Annotated in this window: 23 protein-coding genes; 9 read left to right on the top strand and 14 right to left on the bottom strand. The window is 73.9% G+C overall.

Features of this window, described 5'->3' with window-relative positions; translation table 11 throughout:
• The first annotated feature begins 42 nt into the window (after nt 1-42).
• Nucleotides 43-435 carry a hypothetical protein gene (locus ACGFI8_RS21995; protein WP_392807443.1) on the top strand — a complete coding sequence of 131 codons (393 nt, stop codon included), beginning with the start codon at nt 43-45 and terminating at the stop codon, nt 433-435.
• A 31-nt stretch (nt 436-466) separates the two neighbouring features.
• Here ACGFI8_RS21995 and ACGFI8_RS21990 read toward each other — a convergent pair whose 3' ends face one another.
• Both ACGFI8_RS21990 and ACGFI8_RS21985 read right to left on the bottom strand, forming a co-directional pair.
• Nucleotides 467-1,579: a DUF5925 domain-containing protein gene (locus ACGFI8_RS21990; protein WP_392807441.1), complete on the bottom strand. Its 1,113-nt coding sequence runs from the start codon at nt 1,577-1,579 to the stop codon at nt 467-469.
• A 10-nt stretch (nt 1,580-1,589) separates the two neighbouring features.
• Nucleotides 1,590-2,597, bottom strand: coding sequence for a bifunctional heptose 7-phosphate kinase/heptose 1-phosphate adenyltransferase (locus ACGFI8_RS21985; RefSeq protein WP_392807439.1), 1,008 nt, complete (start codon nt 2,595-2,597; stop codon nt 1,590-1,592).
• A gap of 66 nt (nt 2,598-2,663) precedes the next feature.
• Between ACGFI8_RS21985 and ACGFI8_RS21980 the strand changes: the two genes are divergently transcribed.
• Nucleotides 2,664-3,779 (top strand): NAD(P)/FAD-dependent oxidoreductase, encoded by a 1,116-nt coding sequence (locus ACGFI8_RS21980; RefSeq protein WP_392807438.1) that lies wholly within the window; start codon nt 2,664-2,666, stop codon nt 3,777-3,779.
• A gap of 30 nt (nt 3,780-3,809) precedes the next feature.
• Here the strand turns inward: ACGFI8_RS21980 and ACGFI8_RS21975 are convergent, their stop codons facing one another.
• Nucleotides 3,810-4,394 carry a PadR family transcriptional regulator gene (locus ACGFI8_RS21975; protein WP_392807436.1) on the bottom strand — a complete coding sequence of 195 codons (585 nt, stop codon included), beginning with the start codon at nt 4,392-4,394 and terminating at the stop codon, nt 3,810-3,812.
• A 52-nt stretch (nt 4,395-4,446) separates the two neighbouring features.
• On the opposite strand from ACGFI8_RS21975, the gene ACGFI8_RS21970 reads away from it, so the two are divergent.
• The 5 genes from ACGFI8_RS21970 (at nt 4,447) to rpsT (ending at nt 12,119) form a co-directional block, all read left to right on the top strand.
• Nucleotides 4,447-7,179 (top strand): FtsX-like permease family protein, encoded by a 2,733-nt coding sequence (locus tag ACGFI8_RS21970; protein WP_392807434.1) that lies wholly within the window; start codon nt 4,447-4,449, stop codon nt 7,177-7,179.
• Between the two features lie 2 nt (nt 7,180-7,181).
• Entirely contained in the window at nt 7,182-7,928 is a 747-nt protein-coding gene (locus tag ACGFI8_RS21965; RefSeq protein WP_392807433.1) for an ABC transporter ATP-binding protein, read from the top strand.
• Nucleotides 7,929-7,989: 61 nt separating this feature from the next.
• Nucleotides 7,990-10,464 carry an ATP-binding protein gene (locus ACGFI8_RS21960; protein ID WP_392807431.1) on the top strand — a complete coding sequence of 825 codons (2,475 nt, stop codon included), beginning with the start codon at nt 7,990-7,992 and terminating at the stop codon, nt 10,462-10,464.
• A 50-nt stretch (nt 10,465-10,514) separates the two neighbouring features.
• Nucleotides 10,515-11,732: an Ig-like domain-containing protein gene (locus ACGFI8_RS21955; RefSeq protein ID WP_392807429.1), complete on the top strand. Its 1,218-nt coding sequence runs from the start codon at nt 10,515-10,517 to the stop codon at nt 11,730-11,732.
• Between the two features lie 117 nt (nt 11,733-11,849).
• Complete coding sequence (gene rpsT / locus ACGFI8_RS21950; RefSeq protein ID WP_392807427.1) at nt 11,850-12,119, top strand: 30S ribosomal protein S20; 270 nt, start codon at nt 11,850-11,852, stop codon at nt 12,117-12,119.
• A gap of 415 nt (nt 12,120-12,534) precedes the next feature.
• On the opposite strand, the gene holA is transcribed toward rpsT, so the two are convergent.
• From holA to nadD, 8 genes are all read right to left on the bottom strand, one after another.
• On the bottom strand, nt 12,535-13,512 hold the full coding sequence (holA, locus tag ACGFI8_RS21945; protein ID WP_392807425.1) for a DNA polymerase III subunit delta: 978 nt from the start codon (nt 13,510-13,512) through the stop codon (nt 12,535-12,537).
• Between the two features lie 4 nt (nt 13,513-13,516).
• Entirely contained in the window at nt 13,517-15,928 is a 2,412-nt protein-coding gene (locus tag ACGFI8_RS21940) for a ComEC/Rec2 family competence protein (RefSeq protein WP_392807423.1), read from the bottom strand.
• Nucleotides 15,925-16,713, bottom strand: a complete 789-nt coding sequence (locus ACGFI8_RS21935; protein ID WP_392807421.1) for a helix-hairpin-helix domain-containing protein — start codon at nt 16,711-16,713, stop codon at nt 15,925-15,927. Before ACGFI8_RS21935 ends, ACGFI8_RS21940 begins: the two co-directional genes overlap by 4 nt.
• A 390-nt stretch (nt 16,714-17,103) precedes the next feature.
• Nucleotides 17,104-17,973 (bottom strand): DegV family protein, encoded by an 870-nt coding sequence (locus ACGFI8_RS21930; RefSeq protein ID WP_392807420.1) that lies wholly within the window; start codon nt 17,971-17,973, stop codon nt 17,104-17,106.
• 70 nt (nt 17,974-18,043) lie between these two features.
• Nucleotides 18,044-18,427, bottom strand: a complete 384-nt coding sequence (locus ACGFI8_RS21925) for a hypothetical protein (protein ID WP_392807418.1) — start codon at nt 18,425-18,427, stop codon at nt 18,044-18,046.
• Between the two features lie 136 nt (nt 18,428-18,563).
• On the bottom strand, nt 18,564-19,163 hold the full coding sequence (locus ACGFI8_RS21920; RefSeq protein WP_392807417.1) for a histidine phosphatase family protein: 600 nt from the start codon (nt 19,161-19,163) through the stop codon (nt 18,564-18,566).
• Between the two features lie 43 nt (nt 19,164-19,206).
• The gene (gene rsfS, locus ACGFI8_RS21915) at nt 19,207-19,590 is read right to left on the bottom strand and encodes a ribosome silencing factor (RefSeq protein ID WP_392807416.1); all 384 of its coding nucleotides are present in this window, start codon (nt 19,588-19,590) and stop codon (nt 19,207-19,209) included.
• Nucleotides 19,591-19,670: 80 nt separating this feature from the next.
• Nucleotides 19,671-20,264 (bottom strand): nicotinate-nucleotide adenylyltransferase, encoded by a 594-nt coding sequence (nadD, locus tag ACGFI8_RS21910; RefSeq protein WP_392807414.1) that lies wholly within the window; start codon nt 20,262-20,264, stop codon nt 19,671-19,673.
• A 159-nt stretch (nt 20,265-20,423) separates the two neighbouring features.
• On the opposite strand from nadD, the gene ACGFI8_RS21905 reads away from it, so the two are divergent.
• Nucleotides 20,424-20,642 carry a DUF397 domain-containing protein gene (locus ACGFI8_RS21905; RefSeq protein ID WP_392807413.1) on the top strand — a complete coding sequence of 73 codons (219 nt, stop codon included), beginning with the start codon at nt 20,424-20,426 and terminating at the stop codon, nt 20,640-20,642.
• Between the two features lie 23 nt (nt 20,643-20,665).
• Here the strand turns inward: ACGFI8_RS21905 and ACGFI8_RS21900 are convergent, their stop codons facing one another.
• Together ACGFI8_RS21900 and ACGFI8_RS21895 are read right to left on the bottom strand one after the other, a co-directional pair.
• On the bottom strand, nt 20,666-21,259 hold the full coding sequence (locus ACGFI8_RS21900) for a hypothetical protein (RefSeq protein ID WP_392807411.1): 594 nt from the start codon (nt 21,257-21,259) through the stop codon (nt 20,666-20,668).
• On the bottom strand, nt 21,259-21,429 hold the full coding sequence (locus ACGFI8_RS21895; RefSeq protein WP_366230108.1) for a hypothetical protein: 171 nt from the start codon (nt 21,427-21,429) through the stop codon (nt 21,259-21,261). Before ACGFI8_RS21895 ends, ACGFI8_RS21900 begins: the two co-directional genes overlap by 1 nt.
• Before the next feature lie 311 nt (nt 21,430-21,740).
• Between ACGFI8_RS21895 and trpS the strand changes: the two genes are divergently transcribed.
• Nucleotides 21,741-22,775, top strand: coding sequence for a tryptophan--tRNA ligase (gene trpS / locus ACGFI8_RS21890; RefSeq protein WP_392807408.1), 1,035 nt, complete (start codon nt 21,741-21,743; stop codon nt 22,773-22,775).
• On the opposite strand, the gene ACGFI8_RS21885 is transcribed toward trpS, so the two are convergent.
• Nucleotides 22,708-23,865, bottom strand: a complete 1,158-nt coding sequence (locus tag ACGFI8_RS21885; RefSeq protein ID WP_392807407.1) for a hypothetical protein — start codon at nt 23,863-23,865, stop codon at nt 22,708-22,710. The genes trpS and ACGFI8_RS21885 overlap by 68 nt on opposite strands.
• Nucleotides 23,866-23,875 lie beyond the last annotated feature (10 nt).

Below are 23,875 nucleotides of genomic sequence, written 5' to 3'. Positions count from 1 at the left end.
TTGCCCGGTGTGGGCGACCCGTCCCAGGGCAAACCCGGCGGCATGCGGGTTGCACGTTGGGTGCTGGCGATCACGGCCTGGACCATCTGCGCGGCGGCGCTCAGCGCGTTCAGCCTCTACCGGGTCAATACGACCCGCGACGCATTGATCAAGGCCACGCGACCCGCGCCCGGCGTGAGCCCGCCGGCCTCGCCGTCGCCGTCGCCGGGATCACCCACGATCCTGCGCACGCCCGGCGGCAACATCCTGGCCGGGTGCGACAAGGGCCAGGTGCGGGTGCAGTACCTCAGCCCGGCGATCGGATTCCGCATCGCGAGCGCGGACCGGGCGCCGGCCCCGCAGTCCGGGGTCACGTTCAAGGCCGACGGCCGGGAGGTGCGCGTGATCGTGAGCTGCGCCGACGACGGGCCGCACGCCGAGATCACGCTGGGCTGACTCAAGCCGGCTCGGGCCGGCTCAGGCCGGCTCACAGGTACAGTCCGACACCCGGAGGATCGTCGGCGGGCACGCTGACCCGCGGGCCGCCGTCGCGCAGCTCGTAGAGTTCGGCGAGGGTCGCGCCGTCGGGCCCGATCCCGGCGGACGTGCCTACGGCGGCCTCCAGCCAGGCGGCCGCCTCGTCGAACGGCAGCGGGGCCACGTGCAGCTGCGCGAGGCAGCGGCCGGGGCGTACGACCGCGGGATGGAGCCTGGCCAGATCCTCGTTGGTCGTGACCGCCACCAGCACGTCGCGACCCTGCCCGAGCAGCCCGTCGGTGAGGTTGAGCAGGCGGGACAGGGCCTGGCCGGTGGCCTGCTTGGCCTCGCCGCGGATCAGCTCGTCGCAGTCCTCGAGCAGCAGCAGCCGCCAGCGGCGCTTGCCCTGGTCGTCGCCGTCCGTGCCGAGGGCGGTGTCCATGAGGTACGCGGGCTCCGCGAAGAGCCGCTCGGGGTCCAGCACGCAGTCGACCTGGCACCAGTCCCGCCACCGCCGGGCCAGGGCGCGCAGCAGCGTGGTCTTGCCGGTGCCGGGCGGCCCGTGCAGCAGCAGGAGCCGCCCGGCGACGTGCTCGGCGTCCAGCGCCATGAGCCGGTCGATGGCCTCGGCGGTCTTCGCCGCGTAGTTGGCGCGGATCTCCGTCCAGTCCGGCGCGGTGATGCGCCGCTCCCGCCGCCGCGGGCCGTGCTGGGCGGCGTGCCAGAAGCCGATGGGCACGGTGTCGTCGGCCGGCGGCTCCGCCTCCTCGGCGCCGTCGACCGCGCCGGCCAGGATCCGGTCGGCGAGCTCGGCGTCAACCGCGGTGACCGTCACGGTGGCGTTGCGGCTGTGGTGCCAGCGCGTGGCGCGCAGGGTCCAGCCGTCCCCGGCCGCCAGCGTCGAGCGGTCCTGGTCGTCGATCGCCTCGCGCAGCACGGCGGCGCCGTCGGGCAGCAGCGTGGCGTCCTTGCGCAGGTTGGTCAGGCGGCGGGTGCGCGCGTGCGGCTGCCGGCCGCTGACGAACGCGGACAGGGCCAGCACGTCGAGCACATCGATCACGCCGTCGCCGTCGTCGATCCAGCTGCTGACGGGCACCGCGGCGGTGGGCTCAACGGGGGACATCCCTAAAGGATCAGGCGGGCTCCCGCTGCAGTACACCCATTTTCTCCGGAACCACGGCCGTGCCGACGCCCCGGATCGCCATCGAGGCGCAGCGCTGCGCCACGTCCGCCGCCTCGGCCAGCCCGGCGCCGGCGAGCCGGGCCAGCACAAACCCGGCGAGATAGGCGCCACCGGCGCCGGTCGCGTGGGCGACCGGGGCCGGCGGCGCGGCGGTGCCGACCGTCTCGCCGTCGAGGCTCATGACGACCGATCCCTCCACGTCGAGCGTCACCGCGACGACGGCCGCCCCGGTGCGCCGCAGCAGCTGACCGCGGTCCCGCTCCCGGTCGAACTCGGCGGCGGAGCCCTTGACGGCGTGGCCCGGCTCGCGGCCCAGCACCCGGCTCGCCTCGTCCCGGTTCGGCGTCACCAGGTCGGCACCGACCGCCGCCCACGGCGCGAGGTCGTGCGCGTCGACGGCGAGCAGCGGCATGTCGAGGCGGCGGGCGGCCAGCAGCGCGCGGACCTCCCGCCCGAGTGCGCCGATGCCGTGGTCGCAGACGACCACCGCGTCCGGGCGCGGGTCGGCCCGCAGCGTCTCGTCGAGCCGGCGCACGAGCGTCTCGGCGGCGATCGGGCTCAGCGGGCCGGTGTCGCCGTCGTCGAAGCGGACCAGGACGTACTCGTCGGCGACCACGCGCCGCTTGGTGACCGTGTGCCGCCCGACCGCGGTCACCAGGCGGTCGGCCACGCCGCTGTCCCACACGCAGGTGCGCAGGCGGGCGCCGGCGTCGTCGTCGCCGACCGCGCCGATGAGCGTGGTCCGCGCGCCGAGGGCGGCGAAGTTCGCCGCGGTGTTCGCCGCGCCGCCGCACACCTCGCGGGTGGTGTCGAGCGCGATCACGGGTACCGGGGCCTCACGGCTCAGCCGGGTGGGGGTTCCGCAGAGCCAGCCGTCGAGCAGCGCGTCCCCGACGACGAGCACTGCGGCGTCGCGCCAGCCGTCGGCCAGCGCGGCGAAGTTGCCTGAGGTTTGCACCGGCCGCCGTTACCCGGCTCGGCGCGCTTCATTCCCTGCGACAATCGGGGTATCGAACGCGCAGACGTGGCGATCATCGGCGGGGGCATCGCCGGCCTGGCCCTCGCCGCCGAACTCGCCGAGCTGGATGGCCGGTTGGTCGAGCGGTCGGGCGGCGCCCGGCCGGAGCTGCGCATCGTGCTGCTCGAGCGGGAGAACCAGTTCGCGTACCACACGACGGGCCGCTCCATCGCCACCTTCTCCGAGAGCCTCGGCAGCCCGCAGATGCGCGCCGTCACCCGCGCGTCGCGCACGATCCTCGACGCGCTCGGCGCCGAGTCGGGCACGCCGCTGCTGCGCACCCGGCCGATCGTGTGGGTCGCCGACGAGGAGCACCTCGACCGCCTCAACCGGCTGCTGACGGGCAACCCGGCGCTGCGGGCGGTCGACCCGGCCGCCGCGCAGACCATGTGCCCCGTGCTGCGCGAATCGGTGGTGGCCCGGGCCGCGGTCGAGCGCACCGCCCAGGACATCGACGTGGACGCGCTGCAGCAGCAGTACCGCGACCGCGCCACCGCCGCCGGCGCCGTGCTGCGCACCGCGATCGGCCTCGAGACCGGCACCCGCGATCCGGACGGCTCCGGCTGGCGGCTGACCACCGACCGCGGCGAGCTGCACGCCGGCCGCATCGTGAACGCGGCCGGCCCGTGGGCCGACGCCGTGGCCGGCCGCCTCGGCGTGACCCCGGCCGGCCTGACCAACCTGCGCCGCACCGTGGCGATCGTCTCCGCCGAGCGCATCGGCCCGTCCTGGCCCCTCGTCATGGACGTGGGCGAACACTTCTATTTCCGCCCCGAGCGCGGCGGCCTGCTGGTCTCCCCCGCCGACGAGACCCCGTCCCCGCCGACCGACGCTGTGGCCGTGCCGCGGGACGTCAGCCTGGCGGTGGAGCGCGCGACGACCGCCACCACGCTGCGCCTGCAGCGGGTCCGGACCAGCTGGGCGGGCCTGCGCACCTTCGCACCCGATCGCAACCCGATCGTCGGCCCGGACCCGCGGCACGAGGGGATCTACTGGTTCGCGGCCCTGGGCGGCACCGGCATCCAGACCGCCCCCGCCCTGGCGAGGCTGGCGGCCGCTCAGCTCCTCGACGAGCCGTACGAGATCCCCGGCCTGCGCCTGGAGACGCTGCTGCCGCGCTGACCCACCGCCTCGGCCCAGCCGAACGCCGGGCTACGCGCTCGCGGAGAGGTCCCTGGACACCGGGGCCTGGCGGACCGGGGGCGCGGGCAGCGCGCCTTCCGTGCGCAGCAGCGCCCGATCCGCGTCGTCGACGAAGGACAGGTCGGCCTCCACGTGCCGGCTCGCCGCCGACAGCAGCAGGACCACCACCGGGTCGGTGGCCTTGCGCCGCAGGCCGTCCAGGTTGCGCAGCTCGCGCATGAGATGGGTGCGCTGCTGGCTGAGCACGGTGCGGACCGTGTCCGGATCCCCCGACCGGGCCGCGGCAGTCACCTTGAGGAAGAAGTCGTCCCGGAAGCCGCCGCTGCGCGGGGACGCCTCGCCCAGCCAGCGCCGCAGCTCCTCCCGGCCGCCGTCGGTGATCTCGTAGACCACCCGGTCGGGCTTCACCGCCTGGGCGTGCCGCTGGGAGATCACCATGCCGTCGCGGGACAGCCGGTCGAGGATCTGATAGAGGTGGCCGATGTTCAGCGGGCCCCACTGGGGGCCGACCGCCGTCTCGAAGGCGCCCTTGAGCTCGTAGCCGTAGCTCGGCCCGTTCGACAGCAGCGAGAGCACCGCGTGATGGATCGGCATGCCCAGAGCGTACCCCTTGCATTGTCACAATGCATTGCGACAGAGTAGGCGGGTGATCCCATTCATCTGGGCACACCTCCGGGGGCGCGCGGCGAGGTCGGTGGCGCTCCTGCTCGGCGTGCTCACCGCAACCACCGGCTTCACCGTGCTGACCGGCGCCACCGACACGGCGCGGCTGGAGGTCACCGGCGAGGTCGACCGCACGGCCACGGCCGCCTACCAGGTGCTGGTCCGCCCCAAGGGCGCCCGCACGCAGCTGGAGACCGACCGGCAGAAGGTGAGCCCCAACTCGCTCAGCGGGATCTACGGCGGGATCACCCCCGCGCAGGTCGCACGCATCTCCGGCCTCGCCGGCGTCGACGTCGCCGCGCCGATCGCGATGGTCGGCTACGCCAACGCCATCGCGCACACCACCGTCGACATCACCGACCTCGTCGACCGCTCGCTGGACCGGCAGGTGATCCGCATCGACCGGACGTTCCTCGCCGACCGCGGGCTGAGCGTGGCCAAGGGCCGGCCATTCTTCGTGTACCTCACCAAGCACCAGGTCTCCTGGCCGATCCTGGACGGATACGGGTCGAAGAGGGCGCAGTTCAGCGGCGGGGAGGTACTCCCCGGCGAGCAGCTGTGCAGCGGCGCGATCAGCGTGCTCGAGGACGGCGCGCCGGTCTGCAACTGGCTCACCGAGGCCGTCCTGTCCGATCTGATCACCGACGTGCAGAGCACCGACCTGCGGATCTACCGGCTGACCCCGGACGGGCGCTTCGAGCAGGACGGCTTCGGCCGCGGCGCGAGCGCCGGAACGCGCGACCGGATGACGGTCTCCCTGTACTGGGAGGTGCCGATGCTGCTCGCCGCCGTCGATCCGCAGGCCGAGGCGCGGCTCGTGGGGCTGGACCGGGCGATCGTCGACGGCCGGTACCTGAACGCCGCGGACAAGGTCGGCAAGGAGTTCAGAGACCCGCTGCTGCCGGTGATCGCGGTCAAGCAGCCCTACCCGGACAACAGCCTGCGCATCGGCATGAGCCGCTTCGGGCTGAGCGCCCCGCCGCCCGGCAACGCGCCCCGCGACGCGCTGGACGCCCTCGAAGCGCTGACCGGGCCGGTGCTGGACACCAGGTCGCTGCAGGCCGACCCGTCTCGGGTCGGCCCCGGCCAGTACTTCTACCCGTTCATGCGGGTCGGCGGGGTCGACTACCACGAGAACCCCGACGGCTCGCTGGCCGCCGCCACCGTCGAGGCCGATCCGGAGGCGTGGCGCACCCCCGACATGCACGGGATCATCCTGCCCTGGCAGATCGACGACACCGCGTTCCGCACCATCAGCCAGGCGCATCAGCTCGGCGTCTCCGAGATCGTGGGCACCTACGACCCGAGCCGGATCGCCGCCTTTGACCCGCTCAGCAAGGTGCCGATGGAGACGTACCAGCCGCCCGAGGCGCCCGGCGACGACCAGCGCAGCCGCGACCTGCTCGGCGGGCAGCCGCTGCGCCCGGACGGCTCGGCCGGGTACCTGTCCACGCCGCCGACGCTGCTGACCACCCTCTCCGCGCTCGACGAGCTGCTGGGCCAGGAGCACATGACCAGCGAGCAGGAGGCGCCGATCTCCGCGGTCCGGGTGCGGGTCGCCGGGGTCAGCGGGTTCACGGCCGCGTCGCGGGAGCGGGTGCGGGTCGTCGCCGAGCGCATCGCCGCCGAGACCGGGCTCGACGTCGACATCACGTACGGCTCCTCCCCCGCCCCGCAGGCCGTGGACATCGCGGCCGGCGCGCACGGGCGGCCCGCACTGCGGCTGTCGGAGCTCTGGACGCGCAAGGGGGTGGCGGCGGCCATCGTCAGCGCCGTCGACCGCAAGAGCGTGGTCCTCTTCACCCTGGTACTCGTGGTCTGCGCCCTCTTCCTGGCCAACGCGGTCGCCGCCGGGGTCCGTGACCGGCGCACCGAGCTCGCCACCCTCGCGGCGCTGGGCTGGCCCGCCCGCCGGGTGTTCGCCGCCGTGATCGGCGAGGTCGCCGCGATCGGGCTGCTCGCCGGGGCGGGGACGATGCTGCTCGCGGCGCCGCTCGGGGCCCTGCTCGACGTGCGCGTGCCGTGGGGGCGGGCGCTGCTCGCGGTACCGATGGCGCTGGCTCTCGCGGTCCTGGCCGGCCTGCCGCCCGCGGTGGCCGCGTCGCGGGCACGTCCGGCGCGGGGGCTGCGGCCGGTGGCGTTGCGACCGCGCCGGGCCGGACGGCCGCGCGGCCCGCTCGGGCTCGGCCTGCGCAACCTGCTGCGGGTGCCGGGCCGCACGCTGCTCGGCGCGGCCGCGCTGGCCATCGGGATCACCGCCGCCACGCTGCTCGGCGCGGTCACCTTCGCCTTCCACGGCGCGATCGTCGGCACGCTGCTCGGCGACGCCGTGTCCCTGCAGGTCCGCTCCGTCGACACGATCGCGGTCTCGGCGACGGTACTGTTGGGCGCCCTCGCCGTCGCCGACGTGCTCTACCTCAACATCCGCGACCGCTCCGCCGAGCTGGCCACGCTGCGCGCGACCGGCTGGACGGCGGGCGCGCTGGGCCGCCTGGTCGCCGCCGAGGGCTTCGGCATCGGCGTGCTCGGCGGTCTGCTCGGTGCGGGCCTCGGCCTCGCCGGCGCCGCCTGGCTGGTCGGCGCGGTGACCACCGGCCTGGTGTGGACCGCGATCGCCGCGCTCGCCGCCGGCGCGGCCGTGGCCACCGCCGCCGCGCTCGTCCCCGCGCTGCTGCTGCAGCGCCTGCCCACCGCCCGCCTACTCGCCGAGGAGTGACCATGCCCGAAACCACCGGGGCCGCGCTGTCCGTCGAGGCGCTCACAAAGCGGTTCCACACCGGGGAGCAGGACATCGTCGCCGCCGACGAGCTCTCCCTGTCCGTCGCCGCGGGCAGCTTCACCGCGGTCACCGGGCCGAGCGGCTCGGGCAAATCGACGCTGCTGCACCTCGTCGGGGCGATCGAGTCCGCCGACGCGGGCTCCATCGTCGTCGACGGGGTCGAGGTGACCGCGCTGCGGCGGCGCCGGCTGAGCGAGTACCGGCGCACGGTCGGGTTCGTCTTCCAGCGGTACCACCTGTTGCCCGCGCTGACCGCCCTGGACAACGTCATCGCGCCGGTGCTGCCGTTCAAGGTCGGCTTCGACAAGCGGGCGCGGGCCCGCGAGCTGCTCGACGCGGTCGGGCTGGCCGGCCGGGAGCGCGCGCTGCCGGCCCAGCTCTCCGGCGGCCAGCAGCAGCGGATCGCGATCGCCCGGGCCCTCATCGGCGCGCCGCGGCTGCTGCTGGCCGACGAGCCGACCGGCAACCTCGACTCGGCCAACGGCGGGCAGATCCTCGACCTGCTGCTGGAGCTGCGCGAGGAGCGCGGCATGACGGTCCTGCTGGCCACTCACGAGCAGCACATCGCGGCGCGCTGCGACCGGATGATCCGCCTCGCCGACGGGCGCCTGGTCGAGGACATCGATCTCACCGCGGGCGAATCGCCCGAGTCGACGCTCGCGCGCGCTACCCAGCTGCGGCTTTAGCCGCGGTTTGCACCATTTCACGGGTACGATCGGTATCACGTGCTTGCGGGTTGGGGGTGTTATGCCGCAACTCGATACGGGTGTGCTCACGCACCCGGAGCGGCTTCGGGCCCTGCGCCGCGCGCGCCTGCTGCTGACCTCCTCGTCGGCCCCGGTCGACGGCCTGGTCCGGCTCGCCGCGCGCTCGGTGGTCGCCCCCGTCGGCCTGCTCACCCTCGTCGACGACGAGCGCCTGCACGTCGTCGGCCGGCACGGCCTGCCACAGGACCTCGACCGGGTGGGCGCCGAGCCGGCGACGAGCTCGTTCTGCCAGTTCGTGGTCAGCGAGGACAGCCCGCTGGTCGTCCGCGACGCCCGCGAGGACCCGGTGCTGCGCGACCTCGGCGTGGTGCACAGCCGGAACATCACGGCGTACCTCGGCCAGCCCGTCCACGACGCCGGCGGCCACACGCTGGGCGCGGTCTGCGTCACCGACTCGGTGCCGCGGCACTGGACCGACGACGACATCGCCGCGATCGCCGAGTGCGCGGGCCTGCTGGAGGTCCTGCTCGCCGCCGAGACGTCCCGCGAGGACATCGCGCTGGCCGCGGCCGAGACCGACGCGGTGCTGGAGAGCGCGCTGGAGGCGTTCGTCGCGATCGAGCTGACCGGCGAGATCACCCGCTGGAACCGGGCCGCCGAGCGCACCTTCGGCTGGTCCGCCGAGGAGGCGATCGGCCAGCACGTGCACGAGCTGATCATCCCCGAGCGGTTCCACGCCGCGCACCGCGCCGGGCTGTCCCGGCTGGCCCGCGGCGGCCTGCCGCGCCTGATCGGCCAGCGGTTGCAGCTGTACGCCGTGCACCGCTCCGGCACCGAGTTCCCCGTCGAGTTGACGCTCAACGTCGTCGACGGCCCGCTGGGCCGGCACGCCCACGCCTTCATCTACGACATCAGCGAGCGGGTCATCGCCGAGCGGCAGCTCGCCCGCGAGCGGCACTTCCTCAGCGCCCTGCTGGACAACCTCGACGCGGGCGTGGTCGCCTGCGACGAGCGCGGCCGGCTGATCCTGTTCAACCGGGCCATGCGCGAGATCACCGGCCACGACGCGAACTTCTCGACCGCCGAGGCGTGGACCGGGGAGCGCGGCGCGCCCGGCGGCGGCACGATCCTCGGCGAGGAGATGCCACTGAGGCGCGCGTTCCACGGCGAGCACATCCGCGACGCCGAGGTCGTCATCCACCTGCCGGACCGCCCGCGCCGCTCGTTCACGGTCAACGCCCAGCCGATCCGCGACGCCGACGGCGCCCGGCTGGGCGCGGTCGCGGCCCTGCACGAGGTCACCGAGCGACGCCGGGCGCGGCGGCTGCTCGAGTGCGAGCTCGCCGTGTCGCGCATCCTGGAGAACGCGGCCACGATCGAGGAGGCCGGCCCGGAGCTGCTCGAGACCGTGGCCCGCACGCTGCACTGGCCGCACGCCGAGTTGTGGCTGGTCGACCGGGTCGGCAACGTGCTGCGCAACGCGGCGATGTGGACCGAGCCGGGATACGAGATCCCGCCGCCCGACCTGCTCGCCCCGGGCAAGGGCGTCTCCGGCGTGGCCTGGGAGACCGGGCAGCCGACCTGGGTGCCGGACATCTCCACGGTCGGCAGCCGGCTCAACGTGCCGTCGCTGGCCGAGCACGGGCTGCGGGTCGGCCTGGCCGTGCCGATCCGCGACGGCACCGGGGTGACCGGCACGCTGAGCTTCTTCGGCGACGCCGCCGAGCAGCCCGAGCAGTCCCTCATCGCGCTGCTGTCCGGCATCGCCGCGCACGTCGGGCAGTTCCTGGAGCGCCGCCGCGCCGAGGACCTCGCCGAGCAGCTGGCCCGCACCAAGGACGAGTTCATCGCGCTGGTCGGCCACGAGCTGCGCACGCCGCTGACGTCCATCTCGTCGTACACCGAGCTGCTGCTGCACGACCACGACGACGAGACCACCCGCAGCCAGTTCCTGGCCGTCGTCGCCCGCAACGCGGAGAACCTGCGCGCGATCATCGACGACCTGCTCGACCTGGCCGGCCTGGAGAGCGGCTACGTGACGATGGTCGAGCGTCCGCTCGACTTCGCCGCCGTGGTGCGCGAGGTCGCCGACGCCAACGCGCGGGCGGCCCGGGAGAAGGACCTCGACGTCTGCGTCCGGCTGCCCGGCGGTGCCGCGCCCGTCTCCGGCGACCTGCGCCGGCTGCGCAAGGTCGTCGACCACCTGGTCACCAACGCCGTCAAGTTCACCCCGGCCGGCGGCCGGGTGGAGATCCGCCTCGACAGCGACGCGGCCGGCGTGGCGCTGCGGGTGGTCGACACCGGCGTGGGCATTCCCGAGGAGGAGCGGTCCCGGCTCTTCGAGCGCTTCTTCCGCGGCTCGAACATCCGCAACCAGGGCGTGCCCGGCACCGGCCTCGGCCTGGCAATCAGCCGCACGGTCGTGGAGCGGCACGGCGGCACGATCACCGTCACCGACCACGGCGACAAGCCCGGCACCACGTTTGTGGTGCGTCTCCCCGCGCACCGCCCCTGAGTTGTGTCTTTGCCGCCGTCGGGCAAGCTGGATGCATGCGCGTTCGATGGATGACATTACTCCTGGTCAGCGGGCTGGCGCTCAGCGCGTGCTCCGGCTCCGACACGGCGTGGAAGAGCCCCGGCGGCGACGGCTCGAAAGCCCCCTCCTCCGCGGTACGCATCACGTCGCCGTCGGACGGGGCCAAGGACGTCCCGACCGCGCTCGACCTCGTCTTCTCGGCCCCGTCGTCGGCGACGGTGACGCTGAAGGACGACTCCGGCGCGACGATCACCGGCGCTCCCGCTGCTCCCGCGCCCGGGTCCTCCAGCACCCCTTCGTCCCCTGCCTCGTCCGCCGCTTCGCCGTCCTCCGCGGCGAACAGTGTTCGGTGGATTCCCGACAAACAGCTCAAATGGGGTACCGACTACACCGCCACCGTCACCGCGGGCGGCGCCACCAGCAGCGTGAAGTTCACCACCATGGCCAAGCCCGCGAACGTGACCCGGGTGACCAGCCAGGTCGGCGACAACCAGGTCGTCGGCGTGGGCATGCCGATGATCCTGTCGTTCGGGGTGGACATCCCGAAGGACAAGCGGGCCGAGGTACAGCGGCGGCTCTTCATGTCCTCCGACCCGCCGCAGGAGGGCGTCTGGAACTGGTTCAGCTCCAAGGAGATCCACTACCGCCCGAAGGAGTACTGGCAGGCGGGCACGAAGCTGACCCTGCGCGCGGCGCTCGGGGGTGTTTCGTTCGGCGGGCAATCCGGCAAGGAGACGTACGGCGAGAAGGACCTCACCGTCGATGCCACCGTCGGCAAGCGGCTCATCATGGAGGTCGACAACGCCACCAAGAAGATGACCGTGACCGAGGACGGCGTGCTGCTCAAGACCATGCCGGTGAGCCTGGGCAAGCCGAGCAACCCGTCCGACAGCGGCAACTTCATCGTGATGGTCAAGAACGAGTGGGAGTGGTTCGACTCCTCCACCTACGGCGTGCCGGTGGACTCTCCCGACGGCTACCGCACGAAGGTGCAGTTCCCGCAGCGCATCACCTGGAGCGGCCAGTACATCCACGCCGCCCCGTGGTCCGTCGCCGACCAGGGCAAGCGCAACGTCTCGCACGGCTGCGTGAACATCTCGCTGGAGCTGGCCCAGTGGCTCTATGGCGTCACGCACATCGGCGACCCGGTCATCGTGAAGGGGACCGAGGAGCGCGTGAAGTACGGCGACGGCTGGACCGACTGGGAGCTCCCCTGGGACCAGTACGTCAAGGGAAGCGCCCTCTAGAGCCCCGTTTTGGCTGGCCGAGGGGGACCTGGTAGCCTGATTCATCGCGCACGGTGACGCGTCGTTGTTCCATGCGCCAAGGAAATCCAACCCGAGCTATCAAGACGAGGCTGTCGCGTGGCGAACATCAAGTCCCAGATCAAGCGCAACCGGCAGAACGAGAAGCGCCGCCTGCGCAACAAGTCGGTCAAGTCGTCGCTGAAGACGGCCATCCGCAAGTTCCACGAGGCGAGCGCCTCCGGTGACACCGAGACGGCCACCGCGCTGCTTCGTGACGCGTCCCGCAAGCTGGACAAGGCCGCCAGCAAGGGCGTCATTCACAAGAACCAGGCCGCCAACCGCAAGTCGGCGATCACCAAGAAGCTGAGCGCGCTGACCTCCGCCTGACGGTTTCACCGCCAGCGCTTCTGCACCCGCGAAAAGCGCCGCCCACCCCCGGTGGGGCGGCGCTTTCGCTGTGCGGCAGAGCTTCTGCCGTGCGTGGGCGCCCGTTGTCATAAAAGTGACCTTGGAAGATCCCGGCGAGGCCGAGGTTCCAAGGTCACAGCGCGCCGAACCCGCGGGCAGGCGGCGGATCGAAGCCGTGTCCGGCCTCGTCAGGCGAAGCGGCCCTGGTTGATGCCGTACGCTGGCGGGCCAGGTCCTCGTCCGACCGCCACTGCCGCTCCGCGTGCCGACCGGTCGTGAGGCGGCCCCGTGACCGTCGGCGTAATCGCCGTAACCGTAGGACGGCGCCACGTTATGGCTCTCCGCCGCGCGGTACGCCTCACCCTGCGCCGCCAGATCGCGGGCCGCGCGCTCGTCATCGTCCTATTCCTCCACCGCGCGCAGCGACCACCGCGAACACCGCCCGTTCGAGTGCATAACCGCGGTCATCCGATCCACCCTTCACGGCGGCATTGCACTCCGCAGCCGCCCGCATGGCATCAACGAGCGCCTCGGCCGTCCAGCCACGGGCTTGGCGCTGCGCGCGTTCGACCTTCCACGGAGGCATTCCCAAACTTCCGGCGAGTTGGTATGCGCTGCCCTTCCCGGCGGCGGCGACGCGGGCGACGGTGCGGACCCCGTCGGCGATGGCGTCGGCGATCGGCACCGGGTCGACGCCGACGTGCAGGGCCCACCGCAGCGCCTCCAGCGCGCCGGCCACGTCGCCGACCATCACCGCGTCGGCGACCGTGAAGCCGGAGACCTCGGCGCGGCCCTTGTAGTACTGCGCGACGGTCTTCGCGTCGATCCGGCCACCGGTATCGGCCATGAGCTGCGAGCAGGCCGCGACGATCTCCCGCAGGTCGTTGCCGACGGCCGCGAGCAGCGCCTCGGCCGCGTCCTCGCCGATCTTGCCGCCCTGCCGCCGGATCTCGTTGCGCACGAAGTCGACCCGTTCGCGGTGCTTGGTGATCTTCGCGGCCGCGACGACGTCGGCGCCGGCGGACTTGAGACCGTCGGCCAGCGCCTTGCCCTTGGCCCCGCCGGCGTGCGTGACCACGAGCACGACGTCGTCCTCGGGATCCCCCGCGTAGGCGACCAGCGCCGCCGACACGTCCTTCTTCGCGTCCTGGCCGTCGTGCACGACAAGCACCCGCCGCCCGCCGAACAGCGAGGGGCTGAGCATCTCGGCCAGCTCCCCCGCGACGAGCTCGCCGCCGGGCCGCTGGCGCACCTCGGTGTCCGGGTCGTCGGCTCGGGCGGCGGCGACGGTCTCGGCGACGGCGCGGGCGATGAGCAGCTCCTCGTCACCGATCACCAGGCGAAGGCGGGGAAGATTCGACACGCCAGCCATCGTGTCACGCCTTGCGGACCGCGACCGCCAGGCGACCACCGCCGTCGCGCACCACGGCCAGATCGCCCTGCAGGTCGGTGCGCAGCACCTGCGCCCCGCCCCGCGCGAGCCGGGCCAGCAGCACGGGGCTGGGATGCCCGTAGTCGTTGCCGACTCCCACGCTGACCAGCGCGATCCGGGGCGCCACGGCCTCCAGGAACCCCTCGTCCTGGTACGCCGAACCGTGATGCGCGACCTTCAGAATGTCCGCCCGCAGCAGCCCCGGATCGTCCGCGGCGCGCAGGCTGAGCTGCTCCTCGGTCTCCGCGTCGCCGGTGAGCAGCAGCCGGAAGCCGCCCGTGGCCACGGCCAGCACCAGCGAGTTGTTGTTCGGATCCGATCGCGTGCCGGTCACGGGCCGGACCGGGCCGAGGACCGCGATGCGGACCGGGCCGACGTCCAGCACCGCGCCGGCCGGCCCGGCCACCGCGGGCAGACCCCGCCCGAGCACGGCGGCCCGGCCGGCCGCGGGCTCGGCGAAGTCCGGCGCGAGCAGGGCGTCCACCCGCCGCCCGCGCAGCACCCCGTCGAGGCCGCCGATGTGGTCGGCGTGGAAGTGGCTGAGCACGAGCAGCGGTACGCGCCGCACGCCGAGTCTCCGCAGGCACCCGTCCACCGCGTCCGGGTCCGGCCCGGCGTCGACGACCACGGCCGCGCCCGGCCCGGCCGCCACGGCGAGCGCGTCGCCCTGCCCTACGTCGCAGGCCACGACCAGCCACCCCGGCGGCGGCCAGCCCGCGGCGAGCAGGCGCACCGGCACCGCGCCGAGCACGGCGGCGACGGCCGTGACGAGCGCCCACCGCCGCACCGCCGGCCGCCGGGCCGCGAACAGCATCACGGCGACCAGCGCGCCCAGCAACAGCCCGCCCCCGGCCCCGCCGGGCCACGGCAGCAGCCCGGCCGGCACGTCCGCACCGCGATGGGCGACGAACACCAGCCAGCGGGCCGGCCACGAGGCGAGCCAGGCCGAGAAGGCGGCGGCGGACGGGGCGAGCGGCGACAGTACCGCGGCGAAAATGCCCACGATCGTGGCCGGCGCGACCGCGGGCGCCACGAGCAGGTTGGCCGGGACGGCGGTCAGGCTGACGCTCGCCGAGATCCCCGCGATGACCGGCGCGCACGCGGCCTGCGCCGCGGCCGGGACGGCGAGCGCCTCGGCGGCCACCCGCGGCCAGCCCCGCGCCCGCAGCGCCTCGGTCCACTGGGGCGCGATCAGCACCAGCCCGCCGGTGGCCAGCACCGACAGCGCGAACCCGGCGTCCACCGCCAGCTCCGGATCGACGACGACGAGCGCGAACACCCCGGCCGCGAGCGACGGCACCGCGGCCCGCGGCCGCCCGAGCGCCAGCGCGACGAGCGCGAGCCCGCCCATCGCCGCCGCGCGCAGCACGCTTGGCGACGGCCGTACCAGCACCACGAACCCGGCCAGCGCCAGCACGCACACCACGGCGGCGACCCGTGGCCCGGCCCGGCACCACCGCACGACCGCGAGCACCAGCCCCACGACGATTGCCAGGTTGGCCCCGGATACGGCCGTCAAATGGGTCAGCCCGGTCGCCTTGAAGTCGTCCGCCACCGCTGGATCGAGCCGGCTGGTGTCGCCGACCACGAGCCCGGGCAGCAGGCCGCCCGGCTCGGCCGGTAGCCCCCGGCAGGCCCGCTGCAACCCGGCCCGCAGCACCCCGGCGGCCCGCTGCACGAGGGGCGCGCCCCCGGCGAGCGCGGGCGCGCCGGGAACCGAGACGAGCGCGGCGCGCAGGTCCCCGCCGTCCGCCGGCGCCAGCCGCCCGTCGGCCTCGGCCGCCTGCCCCGGCAGCAGCCCGAGCCACCCGCGGTCGCCGGCGAGCACGAGCACCCGCGCGGAGACCGCGATCCGCGTGCCGTCCCCGGTCGACACCCACTCCAGCCGGGCCGGCACGACGACGGTGGCGTCCCGCCCGGCGCGCGCCCGCCCGAGCCGCGGGTCGTCGGTGATCCGCAGCCCCACCCGCACCGTCGCGTGCCGCGCGGCGAGCCCGCGCAGCGGTTCCGCGTCACGCTCCGCGACCCGCGCCGCGGTGGCCGCCGCCCCGCACGCCACCCCGGCCGCGACCGCCGCGACAATCCATCTGGTACCGCGGATGCCCCGCCCAACCGCCGAACCCCGCCCCAGCGCGGCACTCGGCCCGGAACGCCGCCCGTCCACCGAGACCCGTCGCGGCGCGGGGACGGGTGCGCGGCGACGCCCGGCGCGGGTCGTCGCCGCGGGCCAGGCCACGGCCGCGAGCAGGGCGACCCCCGCGATCGCCCAGCCGGCCCCGGCCGGCACGAAGAGCGCCGCGATCGCCGCGAACCAGCAGCCCAGCGCCGCCCCGGCGAGCCGCATGTCCGCGCTCATACCGTCACACGGTCCTTGAGCTGCCGGAACTTCGCGTCCCCGATCCCCTCGACCTGCCGCAGGTCGGTCACCGCCCGAAACCCGCCGTGCCGGTCGCGGAACTCGACGATCCGCTGCGCGAGCACCTCCCCGATGCCCGGCAGCGTCTGCAGCTCCGTCACGGTCGCGGTGTTGACGTTGACCAGCCCCGCGCCGCCCGCGCCGCCGGCGCTCCCGCCACCCGCCGCGGCCGGCGGCGGCGTCACCCCGATCGCGATCATCTCGCCATCGACGACCTTGCGGGCGAGATTGACCCCGGTGAGATCGACGCCCGGCACGACCCCGCCGGCCGCCTCGATCGCGTCCGCCACCCGCGAGCCGGCGGGCAGCCGCACCAGCCCCGGCCGGTTCACCCGCCCGGTGACGGAAACGACGAGCATCGCGGGCGCGCTGGACGCCGCGGCGGCCGGCGACCCCGAGCTGACCTGCGGCGCCGGGGTTACCCGCGGCCGCGACCACCACACGACCCCGGCCGAGATGCACACCACCAGCCCGGCCACCACGAGCAGGACCCGCACCCCGCGCCGCCCGGGATCGAACGCCGCGAACACCGACGGCCGGCCAGGATCGGGCGCCCCGAAGACCGGCCGCCGCGCCGGCTCCAACGCCTCCTCGAAGCCCGAACGCTCGCCCTGCCCGTCGGCCCCGACCTCGACGCCCTGCCATTCCCGCGCCCGCCGATGCTCAGCGCCCATTCCGAGCTCGGCGGCCTGCCATTCCTGCGCCCGCCGCTGGTCATCGCCCATCTCGTCCGCGGCCGGTCTTCGCCGGCGGCGGAACGTCCGATCCCACGGATAGGCCGCCTCCGCGTCCTCTGGCCATTCCCAGGGTCCGGTCGCGGCCGCACTCGGCGACCTCTCCCGCAAGCCGGCCGCCGCACTCGGCGACCTCTCCGGCATGCCGGCCGCCGCACCCTCCAGCCTCGAATCCGATATTTCCGAAATATCAGATTCGTCCGGCGGCAGAGCTGTCACGCGAGCCAGGCGGGTCGCAGCCGTCGAGCCGTCGTCGTAGTCGTCTGTGCGCCACATGACCCGGCAGGTTAGGCCGGACGCGGGGTGTCTCGCTCGACCCGGACGCCGAATCTGTGGATAACCGACCGCTTGTGGATAAGCCCCGAAACGGCGGTTGATCTGTTATGCGACCCGGTGGACCACCACGGCGACCATGCCCGGCCCGACGTGGGCGCCGACCACCGCGCCGACCTCCGTCAGGTATGCCCCGCGCAGCCGCTCGCCCAGCCGCTCCTTGAGCGTGGTCAGCAGCGCGTCGGCGCGGTCCGGGGCGGCGAGGTGGTGCACCGCGATGTCCACGTCCGTGTCGCCGGCGGCCTCGACGGCGATGTCGACGAGCCGGGCGAGCGCGCGGCTCGCGGTACGGACCTTTTCCCGCACCACCACGCCCTGCCCGGTGGTGTGCAGGATCGGCTTCACCGACAGCGCGGTGCCCAGCAGCGCCGCCGCCGCGCCGATCCGGCCGCCCCGGCGGAGGAACTCGAGCGTGTCGACATAGAAGAGGGTGGTGGTACGCGTCGCCGCGTCCACCGCCGCCTTCCGGACCTCGGCGAGCGTCCCGCCGGCCGCGGCGGCATCCGCGGCGGCCAGCGCCGGGAAGCCGAGCCCCATCCCGGTCGACTCCGTGTCGATGACCTCGACCTTGCCGTCGAACTCCGCGGCGGCGAGCACGGCGGCGTCGTACGTCCCCGAGAGCCGCGCCGACAGGTGAACCGACAGCACGGCGTCCGCGCCGGAGTCGAGCAGTCCGCGGTACACCTGGGAAAACGCCTCGGGGGACGGCCTGGACGTGGTCACGGCGACCCGCCGGGCGTTCAACGCCTCGGCGACCGTGGCGGAGTCGACGTCGACGGTCTCCAGGCCGGGAACGCCGTTGACGACCACGGCGAGCGGCACGACGGTGAGCCGCCCGCCGGACTCGGCGGCGGGCAGCGGCGGCAGATACGCGGTCGAGTCGGTGACCACGGAGACGGCGGGGCGTGGACCGGTCATGACCGCACCGTAGCCGATCCCGGCCCGTCCCGGCCCCCCAGAGCCGCGCCGTCTCAGCGCCGGCTCACCCTCAGCTCTCGACCTTGGTCACCTGGAAGGGGGTGCCCTGCTGGCAGGTGGTCATCAGGTCGGGCTGCGGCGTCCCATACACGGTCACCTGCGCCCCGCTCTTCATCGCCGCCCGATCACCCCCGACGAGCAGATACGTCTTGGAGTCGGTGGCGAGCAGCACGCAGCCGGGCTCGACGCCATTCTTGATCGTGCCGCGGAGGGTCACGGCCGACCCGGACGGCGCCGAGTCGTCGGGCTTGACCGACGCCCCGGCGGAGGACGGCGGGATGACGGACGGGGGTGGGGCGGCGGCCGGCTCCGAGGAACCGGCCGAGCCGCAGCCGGCCAGCCCGCCCAGCCCGATCCCGGCGAGCACGATCAACGCGACGAACCGAAGTCTCATGACCCTTTGACGCTAGCGCCCCGCCCGCGGTTCCGCTGCCCCTGCCCAAGATCCGGGCGGCGCCGCGCCACTCGTCCGCGGACCGCCGGCGCGCGGGGACGCGGCACACGGGCCGACAACCGCGGCGGGACGGCGATCAGGGCAAATTGTGGGCCTGCAGCGTCCAGCCGCGTACCGGATCGTGGCGCAGGTGGGTGGCGTGGCAGTTATGCAGCGCCCCCAGCGTCGGTGCCAGGTCCATCGGCCAGCCGAGCAGCGCGACCGTCGCGAACCGGGCCGCCGCGCCGTGCGTCGCGGCCACGATCACCGCGTCGGGGCCGGCCGCGTCGACCGTCTCCTGCAGCGCCGCGACCATCCGCTTCGCCACCGCGTCGATGTCCTCGACGCCGGCGTCGCCGACCTCCTCGCCGCGGCGCCAGCGGGCGAACGACTCCGGCCAGCGCTGCGTCGCCTCGGCGTGGGTGTGGCCCTCCCACTCGCCGAAGCTCCGCTCGCGCAGCCGCGAATCGTACGTCACCGGCAGCCCCGAAACGTCGGCCAGCGCCGCCGCCGTGCTGGCCGCCCGCGTGAGGTCGCTCGCGACGAGCGCCGTCGGCCCGAGGGCGGCCACGCGCGGCGCGCTCTCCCGGGCCTGCTCGACCCCGACCGCGGACAGGGGCGTGTCGGTCTGCCCCTGAATCCGCCTCGCCGCGTTCCACTCCGTCTGCCCGTGCCGCCAGAGGATGAGCAGCGTCACGCCGCCACCCCCGGCAGACCGCACGAACACGCGCGACACAGCGTCATGCGGACGCGGGCAGGTCGCTGTCGACGAACTCGATCTGCGGGCAGTCCTTCCACAGCCGATCAAGCGCGTAGAACTCCCGCTCCTCGGTGTGCTGGACGTGCACGACGATGTCGACATAGTCCAGCAGCACCCACCGCCCGCCGCGCTCGCCCTCGCGGCGCACCGGCTTGGCCTTCTCCGGCAGCTGGACGAGGCGCTCCTCGATCGCGTCCACGATCGAGAGCACCTGGCGCTCGTTGGGCGCGGAGGCGAGCAGGAACGCGTCGGTGATGACCAGCTGGTCGGCCACGTCGAGGATGACGATGTCTTCGGCCTTCTTGTCGGCGGCCGCCTGTGCAGCGGTGAGCGCCAGCTCGCGGGCACGCTCAGTGGCGGGCACCGGACTCCCTTCGTCGGACTATCCCGGCCAGGTTCGCCGGGCTCGTTCCAGCCTCTCACGCGGGTACGACATTTTGCTGCTCAGTTGTTGCCGACTTTTCGGTACAAACCACGCTTTGCGATGTACTGCACAACGCCGTCCGGCACCAGATACCACACCGGCTTGCCCTCCTCGACCCTCCGCCGGCAGTTCGTGGACGAGATCGCCATCGCCGGGACCTGCACCAGGCTCACCCGGTCGGGCGGCAGGTGCTCCGCGTTGAGCTCGAAGCCGGGCCGCGTCACGCCCACGAAGTGCGCCAGCTCGAAGAGGTCGGCGGCGTCCTTCCACGACAGGATCTTGCCGAGCGCGTCCGCGCCGGTGATGAAGAACAGCTCGGCGTCGGCGCCGTAATAGGTCCGCAGGTCCCGCAGCGTGTCCACGGTGTACGTCGGCCCGCCGCGGTCGATGTCCACCCGGCTGACCGTGAACCGCGGGTTGGAGGCGGTGGCGATGACGGTCATCAGATACCGGTCCTCGGCCGGGCTGACCGCGACCTCGCTCTTCTGCCAGGGCTGCCCGGTCGGGACGAAGACCACCTCGTCCAGGCCGAACCGGTCGGCCACCTCGCTGGCCGCCACGAGGTGTCCGTGGTGAATCGGGTCGAACGTGCCGCCCATGATGCCCACGCGCATCACCGCATCGTAATGATCAGGACGGTCATCCGGCGTCGTGCTGCTCGTCACCTCCGGCACATCCCCCGGCCACCGGCGCCGCCGCGGCGGTCACCGTGCGTCACCCGATCGGCGCGCCGCACGCCGCCTTCGCCGGGCGGTGGCGGTAGCGTGACGCACATGACGCTGTCCCACCCCAAAGGCGAGTTCGACGGATCGCGTGCCGTATGGCGATCGGCCCCCGGCGACAGTCACGGCAGCCGCGTCGAGGTGGCGTTCGTCGACGATCTGATCGGGCTGCGCAACGGCACCGACCCGGACAGCCCCATCCTGGTGTTCACCCAGGACGAATGGGAAGCGTTCGTGGCGGGCGCCAAGGACGGCGAGTTCGACGCCTGACGCCCGCCCGAACTCCTCCGACCTCAGCAGAGCAGCGCCCGCAGCGGCCCCGTGCGCTCCAGCCGCGGCCGGAGCTCGCGCACCCGCAGGGTCAGCGTCACCGCCTCCATGGTCGCCTCGTCGTCGGGCAGCGTCCAGCCCCGCCGCGCCGCCAGCCGCTCCGCGACCTCGGTCCAGTCGTACACGGGCCGCCGCGGATGCGGATGCACCGGCTCGGGCAGATCCCAGGTCCGCACCACCCCCGCGGGCCGGTCCAGCCGCTCGCCGATCGTCTCCAGCGTGACGAGCGGATCGTCGGCGATCGCCGCCGCGATGGCGAGCCCGGCCCCGTCGAGATCACGCACCCCCGACACGACCGCGTCGACCAGCGTCGGCGCCACCCGGTCGAACGCGACCCAGGCGACCCGCCCGCCGAGGCCCGCCGGTGCGAGGCCGCCCAGCAGCCCGTCGAACGCGCGCGGAGCCCGGCCCGCGGCCGGCGGCGAGCCGGCCGCCCCCGGGGCGTAGGACGGCGGCAGCACCTCCACGCACGCGTCGTCGGCCCGGTCGAACAGCGCGTCCGCCGCGGACTCGGCCGGCTCGCCCACGATCAGCAGCCGGAACTGGCGCAGCCGCATCACAGCCCCCGCCCGCACGCCCGGTGCCGGTGCGTGAACGCGTCGATCCGCCGCGCCACGCGCTCGGCCGGCAGCCCGCGCGGCACGTCCGCCGGCACGCCGAGCCAGCCCCGGCACACCGGGCACTCCAGCCGCAGCCAGGCCCGTTCCTCGTCGATGTTCCGATGCACAGGTTCCTCCCCCCGTCGGTCCCTTCCCGGGTACAGCGAACACCAGAAAACGCCGCTTGGGAGGGGCCAGCGGGGAACCCGTCGCCGACACCATTGGCAACGGGGAAGACCGGTGTACCCTCGAATGCATGTCGCAGTGCATCGCCCGACAGTTCAGCTGGCGCGCCCCATAGGGGCGGCCAGACTTCGCGCGCACCGCGACATCCCCACAGATCACCAAGGCCGCCCGGGTCCGGGCGGTCTCTTCGTGTGTGTATCGCTCGGACCTCCGCCGGCCGGCCAGACCAGCCAGACCAGGAGGAACGAGTCGAATGTCCCAGCCCAACCGCCGGATCTCGGGGTTCAAGCCGACCGGCCCGCTGCAGCTCGGCAACTACGTCGGCGCGATCCGCCCCCTCGTCGAGGGGCAGCACGCCCACCCGACGGTCGCGTTCATCGCCGACCTGCACGCCCTGACCGTGCCGCACGACCCGGAGCGGCTTCGGGAGCTGTCCATGCAGGTCGCCGGGCTGCTGCTGGCGTCCGGGATCGACCCCGGGCAGACGATCCTGTACCGCCAGTCGGACCTCCCCGCCCACGCCGAGCTGCACTACCTGCTGGAGTGCTCCGCGACCTACGGCGAGGTACACCGGATGATCCAGTTCAAGGAGAAGGGTGGCGGCAGCGGTACCCGGCTGTCGCTACTCACCTACCCGGTGCTCATGGCCGCCGACATCCTGCTGCACGACATCGCCGAGGTGCCCGTCGGCCGCGACCAGCGCCAGCATGTCGAGCTCACCCGCGACTTGGCGCTGCGGTTCAACGAGCGCTACGGCCCGGTGTTCACCGTCCCCCGAGCGGTGCACCCGCCGGTCGCCGCGCGCCTGGGCGACCTCGCCACCCCGACGGCGAAGATGGGCAAGACCAACGCCTCGGCCGCCGGCGTGCTGTTTCTGCTCGACCCGCCCGACGTGCTGCGCCGCAAGATCATGCGGGCGGTGACCGACGGCGGGACGGAGGTCGCCTACGACCCGGAGCGCAAGCCGGGTGTGTCCAACCTCATCGACCTGATCTCGGCCTGCACCGGCGACGAGGCCGAGCGCATCGCCGAGCGTCATGCGACGTACGGCGGGCTCAAGGCCACAGCCGCGGACGCCGTCATCGCCCTGCTGGAGCCCATCCAGCGGCGGTACCGCGAACTGTCCCCCGCCGACATCGAGCAGACCCTGCAGGAGGGCGCGGAGCGGGCGCGCGAACGCCCCGACGCCACGGTCCGCCGGGTCCGCCACGCGCTGGGCCTCACCAGCGGACGGCGCGCTCCCGCAGGTAGCCCAGCGAGGCCGGCGACGGCGACGGCGTCACGCTGAAGCGGGTCGGCCGGTAGTCGATCTCCTCGACCACCAGATCGGCCTCGGCCAGCAGCGCCCACGGCACGTGGAACACCCGCTCGCCCGGCACGGACACGCCCACCAGATCCACGGCGGGCAGCAGTGTGGGCGTACCGACCGCCCAGGTGGCGGCCGTGAACGCCGACCCGTCCGGCCGGGCGGCGAGGGTGGCCGCGGCCAGCCGCGGGTCGCCCATCGTCCGGCGCTGGTGCTCGGCGACGTCGACCGCGAGCCGGCGGGCGGCCCGGGTCGCGGCCGGGTAGGCGGGGTGCCCGCGCTCGGGCAGGAACGGCACGACCCGCCCCTCGTCGTCGGTGGTGTACGCCATCGGCGACAGCGGCCGCGGGGTGCGCGCGTACTCGTCGGAGGCGAGCTCGTACAGCTGCTCGACCAGGCGCGGCTCGTCGGCGCACACGAGCAGCATCAGCGTGCTGGGCAGGAAGGCGACCGCCCGCCCGCCGACCTGCTCGTCGAGCTCGGCCAGCCAGCCGTCGAGCAGGACCCACGAGACCAGCTGCTCGCCGCCGTAGTCGGGCACGTGCAGTACCGAAGGCCCGAAGAATCCCGCCGAGGCGGGCAGCTCCGCGCGGGCCAGCGTCCGGTGATGGGCCGCGGAGAAGATCTCCTCCGCGCTCACCCCCCACCGCGCCGGGCTGTCGATGTCCAGGGGCACCTCGCCGGCGAGGACGACCTCGTCGAGGTGCGGCAGCGCCGGCCGGCGCAGCGTGCGGGTGCCCCGGGCGGCGTGGCGCAAGGCGAGGCGCAGGTCGGGCAGCGCCTCGGCGAACGTCGCCGGCTGGGCGGGCGGGGCGAGGCTGTGCGCCACGAACTCCCGTACGAACTGTTTGCGGTCGCTGGGACTTCGCTGGCTCCGCTGATACTGCGTGAAGGCCTTCGACAGGAAGAGTGTGCTGTACGCGTCCTGGCCGTATTCGCACACGATGGCGAACTGGGTCGGGCGGAATTCGGCGTCGGTGAATCCGAGTCTGCGCAGCTCGGCCAGCACCTGGTCGGCGAAGCGCTCCCGTGGTGAACGGGCCGGTCGGGTCAGCCGCTCGAGGATGCCCACCGACCAGACA

Origin of the sequence: Dactylosporangium sp. NPDC048998 (genome assembly GCF_043197855.1) — a bacterium.
GTDB lineage: Bacteria > Actinomycetota > Actinomycetes > Mycobacteriales > Micromonosporaceae > Dactylosporangium.
The sequence above is the reverse complement of the archived record's forward strand: the minus strand, read 5'-3'. Positions and strand labels throughout refer to the sequence as shown.

What these genes read in the sequence shown, in the direction of transcription:
- ACGFI8_RS21975 (WP_392807436.1), bottom strand. Translation starts at nt 4,394, where the DNA reads ATGCCGATCCATCACGCGGTGCTCTCGCTGCTGTCGAACGGGCCGAGC.
- ACGFI8_RS21990 (WP_392807441.1), bottom strand. Translation starts at nt 1,579, where the DNA reads ATGTCCCCCGTTGAGCCCACCGCCGCGGTGCCCGTCAGCAGCTGGATC.
- ACGFI8_RS21900 (WP_392807411.1), bottom strand. Translation starts at nt 21,259, where the DNA reads ATGCGGCTGCGCCAGTTCCGGCTGCTGATCGTGGGCGAGCCGGCCGAG.
- nadD (WP_392807414.1), bottom strand. Translation starts at nt 20,264, where the DNA reads ATGCGCGTGGGCATCATGGGCGGCACGTTCGACCCGATTCACCACGGA.
- ACGFI8_RS21960 (WP_392807431.1), top strand. Translation starts at nt 7,990, where the DNA reads ATGCCGCAACTCGATACGGGTGTGCTCACGCACCCGGAGCGGCTTCGG.
- ACGFI8_RS21995 (WP_392807443.1), top strand. Translation starts at nt 43, where the DNA reads ATGCGGGTTGCACGTTGGGTGCTGGCGATCACGGCCTGGACCATCTGC.
- ACGFI8_RS21940 (WP_392807423.1), bottom strand. Translation starts at nt 15,928, where the DNA reads ATGAGCGCGGACATGCGGCTCGCCGGGGCGGCGCTGGGCTGCTGGTTC.
- ACGFI8_RS21955 (WP_392807429.1), top strand. Translation starts at nt 10,515, where the DNA reads ATGACATTACTCCTGGTCAGCGGGCTGGCGCTCAGCGCGTGCTCCGGC.
- ACGFI8_RS21965 (WP_392807433.1), top strand. Translation starts at nt 7,182, where the DNA reads ATGCCCGAAACCACCGGGGCCGCGCTGTCCGTCGAGGCGCTCACAAAG.
- ACGFI8_RS21925 (WP_392807418.1), bottom strand. Translation starts at nt 18,427, where the DNA reads ATGAGACTTCGGTTCGTCGCGTTGATCGTGCTCGCCGGGATCGGGCTG.
- ACGFI8_RS21935 (WP_392807421.1), bottom strand. Translation starts at nt 16,713, where the DNA reads ATGGGCGATGACCAGCGGCGGGCGCAGGAATGGCAGGCCGCCGAGCTC.
- ACGFI8_RS21905 (WP_392807413.1), top strand. Translation starts at nt 20,424, where the DNA reads ATGACGCTGTCCCACCCCAAAGGCGAGTTCGACGGATCGCGTGCCGTA.
- ACGFI8_RS21930 (WP_392807420.1), bottom strand. Translation starts at nt 17,973, where the DNA reads ATGACCGGTCCACGCCCCGCCGTCTCCGTGGTCACCGACTCGACCGCG.
- trpS (WP_392807408.1), top strand. Translation starts at nt 21,741, where the DNA reads ATGTCCCAGCCCAACCGCCGGATCTCGGGGTTCAAGCCGACCGGCCCG.
- holA (WP_392807425.1), bottom strand. Translation starts at nt 13,512, where the DNA reads ATGGCTGGCGTGTCGAATCTTCCCCGCCTTCGCCTGGTGATCGGTGAC.